Source organism: Flavobacterium sp. (genome assembly GCF_023151265.1).
GTDB lineage: Bacteria > Bacteroidota > Bacteroidia > Flavobacteriales > Flavobacteriaceae > Flavobacterium.
The window spans coordinates 1-12,811 of the sequence record NZ_JAKLJH010000071.1 but is presented as its reverse complement, the minus strand read 5'-3'; the positions used below and the strand labels follow the sequence as shown (position 1 = coordinate 12,811).

At 33.8% G+C, this 12,811-nt stretch carries 13 protein-coding genes; 7 read left to right on the top strand and 6 right to left on the bottom strand.

Features of this window, described 5'->3' with window-relative positions; genetic code table 11:
* Both L6Q46_RS08070 and L6Q46_RS08065 read left to right on the top strand, forming a co-directional pair.
* Positions 1–559 (top strand): hypothetical protein (locus L6Q46_RS08070; protein WP_291283877.1); only part of this gene is annotated, 559 nt, incomplete at its 5' end.
* Between the two features lies 1 nt (position 560).
* Positions 561–1,070 (top strand): CAP domain-containing protein, encoded by a 510-nt coding sequence (locus L6Q46_RS08065; RefSeq protein WP_291283876.1) that lies wholly within the window; start codon positions 561–563, stop codon positions 1,068–1,070.
* A gap of 127 nt (positions 1,071–1,197) precedes the next feature.
* Here L6Q46_RS08065 and guaB read toward each other — a convergent pair whose 3' ends face one another.
* Positions 1,198–2,670, bottom strand: a complete 1,473-nt coding sequence (guaB, locus tag L6Q46_RS08060) for an IMP dehydrogenase (protein ID WP_291283875.1) — start codon at positions 2,668–2,670, stop codon at positions 1,198–1,200.
* Positions 2,671–2,783: 113 nt separating this feature from the next.
* Here guaB and L6Q46_RS08055 point away from each other — a divergent pair, with 113 nt between their 5' ends.
* The gene (locus L6Q46_RS08055) at positions 2,784–5,285 is read left to right on the top strand and encodes a cation-translocating P-type ATPase (protein WP_291283874.1); all 2,502 of its coding nucleotides are present in this window, start codon (positions 2,784–2,786) and stop codon (positions 5,283–5,285) included.
* Here the strand turns inward: L6Q46_RS08055 and L6Q46_RS08050 are convergent.
* Both L6Q46_RS08050 and L6Q46_RS08045 read right to left on the bottom strand, forming a co-directional pair.
* Positions 5,282–6,145 (bottom strand): hydroxymethylglutaryl-CoA lyase, encoded by an 864-nt coding sequence (locus L6Q46_RS08050; protein WP_291283873.1) that lies wholly within the window; start codon positions 6,143–6,145, stop codon positions 5,282–5,284. The genes L6Q46_RS08055 and L6Q46_RS08050 overlap by 4 nt on opposite strands.
* Before the next feature lie 19 nt (positions 6,146–6,164).
* The gene (locus tag L6Q46_RS08045) at positions 6,165–7,184 is read right to left on the bottom strand and encodes a quinone-dependent dihydroorotate dehydrogenase (RefSeq protein ID WP_291283872.1); all 1,020 of its coding nucleotides are present in this window, start codon (positions 7,182–7,184) and stop codon (positions 6,165–6,167) included.
* 185 nt (positions 7,185–7,369) lie between these two features.
* Here L6Q46_RS08045 and L6Q46_RS08040 point away from each other — a divergent pair, with 185 nt between their 5' ends.
* From L6Q46_RS08040 to L6Q46_RS08025, 4 genes are all read left to right on the top strand, one after another.
* Positions 7,370–7,924 (top strand): thioredoxin family protein, encoded by a 555-nt coding sequence (locus tag L6Q46_RS08040; RefSeq protein WP_291283871.1) that lies wholly within the window; start codon positions 7,370–7,372, stop codon positions 7,922–7,924.
* A gap of 42 nt (positions 7,925–7,966) precedes the next feature.
* Positions 7,967–8,443, top strand: coding sequence for a hypothetical protein (locus L6Q46_RS08035; protein ID WP_291283870.1), 477 nt, complete (start codon positions 7,967–7,969; stop codon positions 8,441–8,443).
* 329 nt (positions 8,444–8,772) lie between these two features.
* Positions 8,773–10,338 (top strand): FMN-binding glutamate synthase family protein, encoded by a 1,566-nt coding sequence (locus tag L6Q46_RS08030; RefSeq protein ID WP_291283869.1) that lies wholly within the window; start codon positions 8,773–8,775, stop codon positions 10,336–10,338.
* A 6-nt stretch (positions 10,339–10,344) separates the two neighbouring features.
* Entirely contained in the window at positions 10,345–10,728 is a 384-nt protein-coding gene (locus L6Q46_RS08025; RefSeq protein ID WP_291283868.1) for a GreA/GreB family elongation factor, read from the top strand.
* A 30-nt stretch (positions 10,729–10,758) separates the two neighbouring features.
* Here the strand turns inward: L6Q46_RS08025 and L6Q46_RS08020 are convergent, their stop codons facing one another.
* The 3 genes from L6Q46_RS08020 to L6Q46_RS08010 all read right to left on the bottom strand — a co-directional run bounded on the left by L6Q46_RS08020 (position 10,759) and on the right by L6Q46_RS08010 (position 12,634).
* Positions 10,759–11,262 (bottom strand): hypothetical protein, encoded by a 504-nt coding sequence (locus L6Q46_RS08020; protein WP_291283867.1) that lies wholly within the window; start codon positions 11,260–11,262, stop codon positions 10,759–10,761.
* Positions 11,263–11,332: 70 nt separating this feature from the next.
* The gene (locus L6Q46_RS08015) at positions 11,333–11,617 is read right to left on the bottom strand and encodes a c-type cytochrome (protein WP_291283866.1); all 285 of its coding nucleotides are present in this window, start codon (positions 11,615–11,617) and stop codon (positions 11,333–11,335) included.
* 84 nt (positions 11,618–11,701) lie between these two features.
* Positions 11,702–12,634 (bottom strand): peptidylprolyl isomerase, encoded by a 933-nt coding sequence (locus L6Q46_RS08010; protein WP_291283865.1) that lies wholly within the window; start codon positions 12,632–12,634, stop codon positions 11,702–11,704.
* Between the last annotated feature and the right edge of the window lie 177 nt (positions 12,635–12,811).

Genomic DNA, 12,811 nt, shown 5'->3' with positions numbered 1-12,811 from the left:
GATACAAATTTTAGAGGAAGAAGAAAAGGAATTAAAAAAGAACATCAATAAGGATCAAATGGTGGTTGTTGACGAATTGAATCATGATGTAAAATACGATAAATATCGAGATATAAATAATAATGAAAGGCTTACAAAAGAAGAAAAGGAGAAAAGAATAAAAAATAGAGATGCTTTCTATAATTCAATGGCTGAAATTTCAAATTTCTCGTCAAATAAATTAGGTTGGATTAATATTGATAGAATATTAGATTATGAAAAGTTAAAAAAAATAACAATTAAAAATAATGATAAACTTTTCGATAGTGATTATGTTGTTTTTTATAACTATTTGGGACAAAAATCATTAATTAACCATTATTTAAATGATTTTAATTCTGATTATGTTTATCCTGAATTAAGGATTAAAGGAAAAATTAAAGTAATCGTTTACACTAATAATGAAGATAAAATCTTTTATGATAAATTTTATATAGATAGAAATTCTAATACTGAATTTAGTCTTAAGCTAAAAGAAACCTCATTAGATAAATTAAAACAAGAACTAATCTCCAACTAACATGAAAACCCATTTCACCTTACTTCTATTATTCATTTCCACTTTAAGTTTCAGTCAAAATCAAAATAAAATTGATTTAGAAAAACTGAAAACTAAAGTATATCAATTGGTTAACGAAGAACGTTCTAATAACGACAGAAAATTACTTGGTTTGGATACTTATTTAAAAAAAGCCGCTGACGACCATGCCAAATACATCGCAAAAGCACAAACTTTATCACACGAACAAACCGATGCTAAAAAGAAAAATCCAAAAGAACGTGTCTATTTCTATGGTGGAAATCCTTTTGTTTTAGTAGGCGAAAATCTCTTATTCACAGGAATTAAAGACCAAATTTACTCAGAAACCGATTTAGACGCATTAGCCTTAAAAATGTTCAATCTGTGGAAGAAATCACCCAATCATTTGAAAAATATTTTAGACCCTCAATTTTTCTACACCGAAATTGGTTTTAGTATTGATTGGGAAAACAATAAAATTTATGCTGTGCAATTGTTTGGAGCGAAGTAATTAAACACGAATTTCACGAATTAGCACAAATTAATTGGTGTAAATTAGCGTAATTCGTGTTCTAATAAAGCAAAAAAAACTGACAGGTTTCGGAAACCTGTCAGGTTTGTATTTTATGAACACTAAACTATCTCGAATAATTCGGAGCTTCTTTCGTAATCGTTACATTGTGTGGGTGACTTTCGCCAATACCACTAGCAGTGATTCTAATGAAACGGCTATTTTCTTGCAATGTAGCGATGTCTTTTGCACCACAATATCCCATTCCAGCTCTTAAACCACCGATGAATTGTTGCATGCTTTCGTTTAATTCTCCTTTGTATGGTACACGACCTACAATTCCTTCTGGAACCAATTTCTTCACATCGTCTTCAACATCTTGGAAATAACGATCTTTTGAACCTTCTTGCATCGCCTCAACAGACCCCATTCCACGGTATGATTTGAATTTTCTTCCTTCAAAAATAATCGTTTCTCCTGGCGATTCTTTAGTTCCTGCTAATAATGAACCTAACATCACACAATCAGCACCCGCAGCAATCGCTTTTGGAATATCTCCTGTGTAACGAATTCCACCATCAGCAATAACTGGAACTCCTGAACCTTTTAAAGCCGCAGCCACTTCTAAAACCGCTGAAAACTGTGGGAATCCAACTCCTGCCACAACTCGCGTTGTACAAATCGAACCTGGACCAATTCCAACTTTCACCGCATCAGCTCCATTTTGAGCCAAATATAAAGCCGCTTCTGGAGTTGCAATGTTACCCACTACTACATCTAATTCTGGGAATTTTGCTTTTACAGCTTTTAATACATCCACCACGCCTTTTGTATGTCCGTGAGCCGTATCAATGATTACAGCATCAACTCCAGCATTTACTAAAGCCGTTGCTCTATCTACTGCATCAGCCGTAACCCCTAAAGCCGCAGCTACGCGTAAACGACCGAATTTGTCTTTATTGGCAATTGGTTTTTGTGTTAATTTGGTAATATCTCTAAACGTAATTAAACCAACTAATTTATTATTGTTGTCAACTACTGGTAATTTTTCAATTTTGTTTTCTTGAAGAATTCCTTCTGCTTCTTGTAAAGTTGTTCCTTGAGCAGCCGTTACTAATTTTTCAGAAGTCATTACTTCCAAAATCGAACGTGAATTTACTTTTTCGAAACGTAAATCTCTATTGGTAACAATTCCTTTTAGAATTCCGTTTTCATCAACTACTGGAATTCCGCCAATGCTAAATTCTTTCATAGCCATTTTCGCATCACCAACATTTGCTGTTAAAGGCAACGTTACTGGATCGATAATCATACCGCTTTCCGCACGTTTTACTTTCTTCACTTTCGCTGCTTGTTGCTCAATCGTCATGTTTTTGTGTAAAACGCCAATTCCTCCTTCTTGTGCCATAGCAATTGCCATAGAACTTTCGGTAACCGTATCCATTGCTGCGGAAACGATAGGAACATTCAACGTAATATTTCTCGAAAACTTCGATTGAATACTAACTTCGCGTGGTAAAATTTCGGAATAATTTGGAATAAGCAAAACATCGTCGTAAGTAAGACCTTCGCCAACGATTTTAGTTGTGTGTGCTTTCATGGTGCAATTTGTAGTTGTTGTTAAATTGCGTGCAAATATAGTAAAACTTAGCCAAATAATCTATTTCTTTTAAGAATAAATTATGTAACTTGCATATTAATTTTTCATTCCCAATGAGCGATTCTAAAAAAATAAGTACAGGCCTAACCGATTTAGAAGTATTAGAATCTGCAAAAAAGTTCGGCACTAATTCTGTCGAGCACCAAAAAAAAAATCATTTTCTGAATTCTATTTTAGATATCGTAAAAGAACCCATGTTTCTTTTATTATTGACCGCCACCAGTATTTATTTTATAACAGGAGATTATGCCGATGGTATTTTCATGGCTTTTGCAATTGTTTTTGTTATGGCAATTTCAGTTTTTCAAGAATCTAGAAGTCGTAATGCGATTGAAGCTTTAAAAAAACTAACCCAACCGAAATGTAAAGTCATTAGAAACAGTCAATTAATCGAAATTCCAACCGAGGAAATTGTAATTGGTGATTGTGTTCAATTAGAAGAAGGCGCTTTTATTCCTGCTGACGGAATTATTCTCTCTTCCAACGATTTTTCTGTCAACGAATCTATTTTAACAGGAGAATCTTTAGCCGTATTTAAGTCGAATGAATCCGAAAATAAACAAGTTTTTCAAGGAACTATTGTAGCTTCTGGTCTAGCGATTTGTGAAGTAACTGCAATTGGAAATAAAACGCAACTAGGAAAAATTGGTTCCAGCTTGAATGCAATCGAAGAAGAAAAAACGCCTTTGCAAATTCAAATCGGTAATTTCGTCACCAAAATGTCGATTATTGGTTTAGTGATATTTGCTATAGTTTGGGCGATTAATTACTACAACTCTGGATTAGTTTTGGATAGTTTATTGAAAGCATTAACCTTAGCTATGAGTGTTATTCCGGAGGAAATTCCAGTTGCATTTACCACGTTTATGGCCTTAGGAGCTTGGCGCTTGATGAAAATGGGCATCATTACCAAACAAACAAAAACCGTAGAAACTCTTGGAAGTGCTACCGTAATTTGCACCGATAAAACCGGAACGATTACCGAAAACAGAATGAGTTTAGCCGAATTGTATCTTTTTAAATCCAATTCGATAGTTGCAACTTCTCAAAAACTAAATCCCGAAGCAGAAGAAGTACTCAATTACGCCATGTGGTCGAGCGAACCGATTCCGTTTGATGCGATGGAAATTGCCATTCACGAAGTCTATTCTAATTTTGAAAGTGAAGACGAACGACCTTATTTCAAATTGGTTCACGAATATCCATTAGACGGAAAACCGCCAATGATGACACACGTTTTTGAAAACGAATCGGGTAAAAAAATCATCGCAGCTAAAGGCGCTCCCGAAGCTTTAATCGCTGTTAGTCATTTAAATGAAATCGAAAAAAATCAGATTTTAGAGGCGATGAAAGCTATGATGCAAAAAGGATTTCGAGTTTTAGGTGTTGGCGTATCCGACTTTGAAGGAACGGATTATCCAGGAACTCAACAAGAATTAAAGTTTCATTTTAAAGGATTAGTAGCGTTTTACGACCCACCAAAGCAAAACATTCAAGCCGTTTTTGAAACCTTTTACAAAGCAGGAATTCAAGTAAAAATCGTAACAGGCGATAATGCCGAAACGACTTCAACTATTGCAAAACAAGTCGGGTTTAAAAATGCTGATAAAGTGTTAAATGGCGACGAATTAATGGTAATGGATGAAACGACTTTGAAAGAAAAAGTAATGGAAACAACTATTTTCACAAGAATGTTTCCAGAAGCCAAACTTAAAATAATTCAAGCTTTAAAAGCCAACAATCAAATCGTAGCCATGACAGGCGATGGCGTAAATGATGGTCCCGCTTTGAAATCAGCACACATAGGAATTGCGATGGGCAAAAAAGGTACTGAAATCGCTAAACAAGCCGCCAATTTAATTCTAATCGACGACAATTTCGAACGAATGACAGATGCCATTGCGATGGGAAGAAAAATCTACCTCAACCTCAAAAAAGCGATTCAATACATTATTTCTATCCATATTCCGATTATTCTAATTGTGTTTATTCCGTTGGCTTTGGGTTGGATATATCCAAATATTTTTACTCCTGTTCACATTATTTTCTTGGAAATTATCATGGGTCCAACCTGCTCCATCATTTACGAAAATGAACCTATGGAAGATAATCTGATGCTACAAAAACCAAGACCGCTAACCACAACATTCTTTAATTTCAAAGAAGTATTGATTAGCATCATTCAAGGATTGGTAATTACTTTAGGATTGTTATTTATTTATCAATATGCCATTGGAGAAAATATGTCAGAAAACGGCACTAGAACCTTAATTTTCTTAACGTTAATTACTTCCAATATTGTATTAACATTGGCGAATCGTTCGTTTTATTATTCGATTTTCAAAACGATTCAGTACAAAAATAATTTGGTAGGATTGATTATTGGAGTCACAATTGTATTGACAGGACTATTGTTGTTTATTACTGCATTTTCGAACTTCTTCTTGTTTGAAATGGTAAGCTTTTCCCAAATAGGATTATGTGTATTAGTAGGAAGTGTTTCGGTACTTTGGGTCGAAATTTACAAAGCGTTTAAACGAAGAAAGACTGATTAATGAAATTCACCAAATAGTTTAGTTGCTTCGTTATAAGCGCTTTCAAAACTCATTGGACTTGTATTCGTGTTTTCTCTTTTGGTAGTGAAATACGACAATAATTTTTCTGTAGGCATGTTTCCTGTTAAATCGTCTTTTGCCATTGGACAACCACCAAAACCTTGAATCGCGCCATCATAACGACGACAACCCACATTGTAAGCCGCATCAATTTTTTCAAACCATTTGTCTGGCGTAGTATGAAGATGCGCACCAAATTCAATATGAGGATATTTCGGAATCAAATTAGAAAACAAATAATCAATTACTTCTGGAGTTGAACTTCCTACTGTATCAGAAAGCGATAGGATTTTCACACCCATATTCGCTAATTTTTCGGTCCATTCGCCTACAATTTCAACATTCCATGGATCTCCATACGGATTTCCAAAGCCCATTGAAATATACGTCACGACTTCTTTATTCGATTTATCAGCGATTTCTAAAATCTCTTGAAGCGTAACTAAACTTTCCGCAATCGTTTTGTGCGTATTTCGCATTTGAAAGTTCTCCGAAATTGAAAAAGGGAAACCTAAATATTGAATTTCCTTATGAATCGAAGCATTTTGAGCACCTTGTGTATTGGCAATAATCGCTAATAATTTGCTATTGGTGGCAGACAAATCCAATTGAGCTAATACCTCAACTGTATCTTGCATTTGTGGAATCGCTTTTGGCGAAACAAAACTTCCAAAATCAATTGTATCAAAGCCTACACGCAATAACGATTGGATGTATTTTACCTTTCTTTCGGTTGGAATAAACGGTTTGATACCTTGCATGGCATCGCGCGGACATTCGATAATTTTGATTTCGTTCATAGCTTCAAAGATAGAAATTTTAGCTGTTTTCCAAAATCTTTTTATTGATTGCTTTCACCAAAGCCGGACCTTCGTAAATAAATCCAGTATAAAGCTGTACCAAACTTGCTCCAGCATTTAATTTTTCAATTGCATCTTCAGCCGTATGAATTCCTCCTACTCCAATGATTGGGAACGACTTATTACTTTTTTCCGAAAGAAAACGAATCACTTCGGTAGAACGTTTCGTTAATGGTTTTCCAGATAATCCGCCCATTTCTGATTTGTTTTCTGATTGTAAACCTTCGTGAGAAATAGTTGTATTCGTAGCGATTACACCTGCAATTTTAGTTTCGTTTACTATATCAATGATGTCTAAAAGTTGTTCATCGGTTAAATCGGGAGCGATTTTTAGTAAAATTGGTTTTTGTTTTGGTTTCGCGTTGTTTTGATTTTGAAGTGTCTGTAATAAATAGGTCAAAGGCTTTTTATCTTGTAATTCGCGAAGATTTGGCGTGTTTGGCGAACTCACATTCACCACAAAATAATCAACATACGGAAACAAAGCCTCAAAACAGATTTCGTAATCTTTCACCGCTTCTTCGTTTGGCGTGATTTTATTTTTTCCGATGTTTCCACCGATTAGAACACCTTTATTTTTTTTCAAACGTTCGACAGCTTCTTTCACACCACCGTTATTGAAACCCATACGGTTGATAATGGCATTGTCTTCTTTTAAGCGGAACAAACGTTTTTTAGGATTTCCTTCTTGTCCAACAGGCGTTAACGTTCCAATTTCAATAAAGCCAAAGCCAAAATTTGATAATTCTTGATACAACTTCGCATCTTTATCAAATCCTGCCGCTAATCCAACTGGATTTTTGAATTTAATTCCGAAAACTTCACGTTCTAAACGAGCATCTTTTACTTCATAAAGTGATTGAAATAAACTTGAAAAAACCGGAATTTTATTCAGAAAACGAATTAATGAAAAGGTAAAATAATGCACTTTTTCTGGATCGAAACAGAAAAGTAACGGACGAATGAAAATTTTGTACATAATGTGTTGTGTTGTTGTGCAAAAGTAAGAAAATGCTATTCCAAAAAAAAGTATTGCCGCATTTTGTAACAATAAAAGATTTGGTGCGTATAATTAACGAAGTGAAAAGTGAAAAGTAAAAAGTAAAAAGTGACAAGACTAAACTTTTAACTTCTAAATTCTAACCTCTAAATTCTAATTTTAAAATGGCTCAAACTCCTTCCAACATGTTACCTCTGGGCACGATTGCTCCTGATTTCAATTTGAGAGACACCAATACTACCGATTTTAAAACGTTTGCTGATTGCAAAGGTGAAAAAGGAACGGTCGTAATGTTCATTTGCAATCATTGTCCGTTTGTACATCATGTGATGGAAGAAGTGCTAAAAGTGGTGAACGATTATCGTGTGCAAGGAATTGGTTTTGTGGCGATTTCGAGCAATGATGTAGTGAAATATCCGCAAGATACTCCTGAATTAATGACCGAATTTGCTTTTGAAAACGGGTTTGAATTTCCCTATTTATATGATGAAACGCAAGAAGTAGCCAAGGCCTACAATGCCGCTTGTACACCTGATTTTTATCTTTTCGACAATCAAAATAAACTAGTTTACCGAGGACAATTAGACGACAGCCGACCTGCCAACGGCATTCCATTAAGTGGTTCTGATTTACGAAGTGCAATTGATGGTGTGGTTATGAATCGATTAATTAATCCAGAACAGAAACCGAGTATTGGGTGTAATATTAAGTGGAAGTAGAGAAATTGGTTTGTATCAATATTAAATAAACAAAACTCTAAAATGGTTAAATCTAAATTTTCATACAGAACCTATATTCAAGCTTCGCTAACTATAATTACATTAATTCTTCCTATCTACCTTTTTTTCAATAGAATTAAAGCATTTGGTGATAATTATAATATAAAATTTTTATTTGTTTCTTCTTTAATATTGTTTAGTTGTATATGGTTAATTTTAGGAATAATAAAACGGGCTGTTATAATATATATTAATGATAAAGAAATTATTATAAAAAATATACTTTCAGAAAAACATATAAATATTAATGACTTTGATGGCTTTGAAACTACATCAGAAAATTCAAAATACGGAAGTTATGAAGTTATATATTTAATTAAAGATAATAAAAGTATAATTCATTTATCTGAATTTCATATTTCGAATTACAGAGAAATAAAAAGTTTCATCGAAGGAAAAATTAATAATTTAGGGTATTTTCCTTTCAGTTTTTTATCTGATTGGAAAAGGTATTTGTAAAATTAATAATATCTAATTTACCTTCTCTCCAAAATCACTTATATCAGAATACTAAATATAAAACTGTAGTGTTTTTTTTATCTCATTAGTTTACTTAACTTTGTACCCAAATTAAAACCTTTTCATTTTGAAATACCTAGTTTCAAATACTCTTTTAATTTCAAATGCAATTACAAAAGTAGTAGCATTTACCCACAGCAAGGCCTTTATCAATTAGGCCTCCGTCTACCCTATTCCTAATTCTCAGACGGAGGATTTTTACTTACAACATTTTTTATTCATTTCAGAAGTATCTTCTGTAATCATTATTTTTTTTTAATTCTAACATCATGTCGCAAAAAAAACTTTTGGGAAAATTATATGCACGCCATATAATTTGGTTAATCACATTATCATTTTTGTTTGGAACTCTTTTTTTGGTCGCCTATTATAAAGTGCATCCGGTTTTTCTATCTGCTCCTTTACTTATGTTAATTTTAGTAACCATCGACAGCTTTCAATCCAAACATTCGGTACGAAGAAATTATCCATTAGTAGGCCGTTTACGCTATTTGTTTGAATCGGTTCGCCCTGAATTTCGCCAATACTTTTTTGAAGGTGAATTGGATGGAAAACCTTTTAACAGAAGACAACGTTCTATCGTATATCAAAGAGCAAAAAACGAAAAACAAACCATTTCCTTTGGAATGCAAGACGACCCCAATCGTATTGGTTATGAATGGGCAGCACATTCGGTTTATCCTAAAAAAGCGGACGAGAAAAAATTTAGAACGCTAATTGGTGGCTCAAATTGTTTACAGCCTTACAATGCAAGCATTTATAATATTAGTGCTATGAGTTATGGCGCCTTGAGTAAAACCGCCATAACTTCTTTAAACGAAGGAGCTAAACTTGGAAATTTTGCGCATAACACAGGCGAAGGTGGAATCAGTGATTACCATTTGATGGGAGGCGATTTGATTTGGCAAATTGGAACAGGATATTTCGGTTGTAGGGATGAAAAAGGAAACTTTTCTAGTGAATTATTTGCAGAAAAAGCGAATTACGAACAAGTAAAAATGATTGAATTAAAATTATCGCAAGGAGCAAAACCAGGACATGGAGGCTTACTTCCTGCGGAAAAGAACACACCAGAAATAGCAAAGATTAGAAGTATACAACCTTTTACAACGGTACATTCGCCATCTGGTCATACTGCTTTTTCAAATGCTACGGAGTTGTTGTATTTTATTGGACAATTGCGAGAACTTTCCAACTTTAAACCAGTAGGCTTCAAAATTTGTATTGGTCGAAAGGATGAATTTATTGATATTGTAAAAGCAATGTTACACACTAAAATTTATCCCGATTTCATTACTATTGATGGTGCCGAAGGCGGAACAGGTGCAGCACCACTTGAATTTATAGACTATATGGGAATGGCGTTATCTGACGCAATTGTGTTTGTAAACCAAACCTTAAAAGAATATGGATTGCGTGACGAAATTAAAATTTTAGCTTCTGGAAAAATCATTTCGGCTTTTGATATTGCAAAAACATTGGCATTAGGAGCTGATGCTTGTTATAGTGCTCGTGGAATGATGTTTGCCCTTGGATGTATTCAAGCTTTACAATGTGATAGCGGAAAATGTCCTGTGGGAATTGCAACGCAAGATAAATCGCTATACAAAGGATTAGATATAACTGATAAAAGAGTCAGAGTAGCAAATTTTCATAAAAACACATTAAAAGCCTTTGGTGAATTTATTGGTGCTTGTGGATTCGAAAATCCGAAAGAAATAACACCTGATTTTTTGTACAAAAGAGTGGAACACAATTCCAATCAAAATTTCACAGAGATTTACTATAAAGATTCTATAAAGTACAACCGAGAAGAATTCATGAATTTAAATTAAAATAATATGAAACCAATACCAACATTTACGTCAAGCGATCATAAACTGCTAAAAAAGATTACCAAAACCAATCTTTCGGCAACAAGTGCAAGAGAAATAAAATTACTAATGGAAGAATTAGACAGAGGCAATATCGTAGAAGATAATGCCCTGGAAAACGATATTATTCGAATTAATTCCGAGGTAATTATTGAAGACATGAGCACCCAAAAACAAATGAAATTTCAAATTGTTTTACCTTCACAGGCGAATATAAAAGAAAGTAAATATTCCGTTTTAGTTCCGCTTAGTGTGGCTATTATTGGGTTTAAAGTAAACGATCAAGTAGATTGGGAATTGCCTGCTGGCAACAAAACATTAAAAGTTATTGCTGTTAACAACGGTAATTAATTTAGTAAACACCTTTTTTGAGGTGTTTTTTTATTTCTTCTCCAAAATCACTTCAATCGGATTATTACTTCTTGGTCCGAAACTTCTGGCTTGACGTTCATTTTCACTCGAACACAAAATGTACATATTAAAAGCTTGCAATTGTACTAATTGTTCTTTGTATTTACCTTTAATATCTTGGATTTTAATATAGAATTCTTCCGCAGGAAAGGTATTGGTTACCGAAAGTAAATAAGTATCACCAGCATAAGGAAAAAACCATTTTTCAGGTTCGTTTGGCTTACTAATTAATTGGTTTCGGGTAAAAACTAATGATTGGTTACCGTATTTCCAACTATATTTATTGTTCTCGTTGATAACTTCTTCTCCTTTTTCGTTGACCAATGTAATTTTTAAATGGGGAATATTATCTGATTTTCCTTCTTCATGGGCTTTTACTACTAAATAAGATGTAAAATCAAAGCCACAATGCGGCACTTGCCCAAAGGAGAACAAAGAGAAAAGAAGAAAGAAAAAAGATATTTTGGTTTTCATAGATTATAATTGGTGGTAAAAATACAAAAATGATACCAAAAAAATATCCGCCAATTGACGGATACTTTTATTATTTTGTTAGATAAGCATAAATCTTCTCTCTTTCTTCATCAGAAATTTTAGCTTTCTTTTGCATTCTTAAAACAATAGGAGTCCATTGTTCCGCTGAAAATTTATTGGGATCATATAGTTTATGACAATTTGCACAATTGTTTTCATACAATGCTTTACCTTCTGCTAGTTCTGGTGTCAATGGCACTTCGTCAACTTTTGGTGCTTCAGTTTGAATAACTTTTGGAGAACATGAATAAATTAGTGTTCCTAATAATACTATTGCAATAATTTTAGTTTTCATATTTAAGATTTGTTTAATGAGGTAAATATAAAAAAAAATCCCAAAAACAATGTTTTTGGGATTTATATTGATTTTGAATACTAATTACTTCACATCCATTAATTCTACATCAAATACTAAAGTTGCATCTGGTGGAATTACTCCTCCTGCACCTCTAGAACCATATCCTAAATAAGAAGGAATCACAAAACGAGCTTTGTCTCCTACTTGTAATAAAGCGATACCTTCGTCCCAACCTTCAATAACTTGACCAACACCTAATTGAAAATCAATTGGTTGTTTTCTTTTGTATGAAGAATCAAAAACTTGTCCGTTTTCTAATGCTCCTTGATAGTGAACTGATACTTGTTTACCTTTTTCAGCTTGTTTACCTGTTCCTTTTTGGATGATTTGGTAACGTAAACCACTTTCAGTCTTTTGAAAACCAGCGGCTAATTTTTCCAAAGCTTCCTCTGCCATTTTTTTTTGCTCTGCAATTCTTTTTTCTCTTGAACCTTCAAATGTTCTGAATGCCTCGATAGCATTCCATTTTTGAGCTTCGTCTCCTACTCTTACAATTTCTAATGAATCAATTGTATCTCCTTGTGCAATAGCGTCCACAACATCTTGTCCTTCAACAACGTGACCAAAAACTGTGTGTTTTCCGTCTAACCAAGCCGTTTCAATGTGTGTAATAAAGAATTGAGAACCGTTAGTTCCAGGTCCAGCATTAGCCATCGATAAAACTCCAGGTCCATCGTGACGTAAAGTTGGGTGAAACTCATCGTCAAAGTTGTAACCAGGACCACCAGTTCCTTGTCCTTGAGGGCAACCACCTTGTATCATAAAATCAGGAATTACACGGTGAAATTTTAATCCGTCATAATATGGTTTTCCCATTGGGCGAGCCGAATTTTCTAATTGTCCTTCTGCTAATCCTACGAAATTTCCAACCGTTCCTGGTGTTAAATCGTGCGTTAATTTTACTAAAATAGTACCTCTTGAAGTATTAAATTTAGCGTATATTCCGTTTTCCATGCTTTTGTTTTTAAATTTGAAAGTGCAAAATTACAAAATTAATTGGTAGTTTTGATAAACAAATATCGATTCGAATGGAAGCTAATGATTACCTAAATATCAACAAACAAACTTGGAATAATAAAGTAGAAGTCCATGTGAACTCCGATTTCTATGACATGGAGGGCTTTCTAAAAG

Excerpts from the sequence above, each read along its gene's own strand:
- L6Q46_RS08065 (WP_291283876.1), top strand. The coding sequence starts at position 561 with ATGAAAACCCATTTCACCTTACTTCTATTATTCATTTCCACTTTAAGT.
- guaB (WP_291283875.1), bottom strand. The coding sequence starts at position 2,670 with ATGAAAGCACACACAACTAAAATCGTTGGCGAAGGTCTTACTTACGAC.
- L6Q46_RS08055 (WP_291283874.1), top strand. The coding sequence starts at position 2,784 with ATGAGCGATTCTAAAAAAATAAGTACAGGCCTAACCGATTTAGAAGTA.
- L6Q46_RS08050 (WP_291283873.1), bottom strand. The coding sequence starts at position 6,145 with ATGAACGAAATCAAAATTATCGAATGTCCGCGCGATGCCATGCAAGGT.
- L6Q46_RS08045 (WP_291283872.1), bottom strand. The coding sequence starts at position 7,184 with ATGTACAAAATTTTCATTCGTCCGTTACTTTTCTGTTTCGATCCAGAA.
- L6Q46_RS08040 (WP_291283871.1), top strand. The coding sequence starts at position 7,370 with ATGGCTCAAACTCCTTCCAACATGTTACCTCTGGGCACGATTGCTCCT.
- L6Q46_RS08035 (WP_291283870.1), top strand. The coding sequence starts at position 7,967 with ATGGTTAAATCTAAATTTTCATACAGAACCTATATTCAAGCTTCGCTA.
- L6Q46_RS08030 (WP_291283869.1), top strand. The coding sequence starts at position 8,773 with ATGTCGCAAAAAAAACTTTTGGGAAAATTATATGCACGCCATATAATT.
- L6Q46_RS08025 (WP_291283868.1), top strand. The coding sequence starts at position 10,345 with ATGAAACCAATACCAACATTTACGTCAAGCGATCATAAACTGCTAAAA.
- L6Q46_RS08020 (WP_291283867.1), bottom strand. The coding sequence starts at position 11,262 with ATGAAAACCAAAATATCTTTTTTCTTTCTTCTTTTCTCTTTGTTCTCC.
- L6Q46_RS08015 (WP_291283866.1), bottom strand. The coding sequence starts at position 11,617 with ATGAAAACTAAAATTATTGCAATAGTATTATTAGGAACACTAATTTAT.
- L6Q46_RS08010 (WP_291283865.1), bottom strand. The coding sequence starts at position 12,634 with ATGGAAAACGGAATATACGCTAAATTTAATACTTCAAGAGGTACTATT.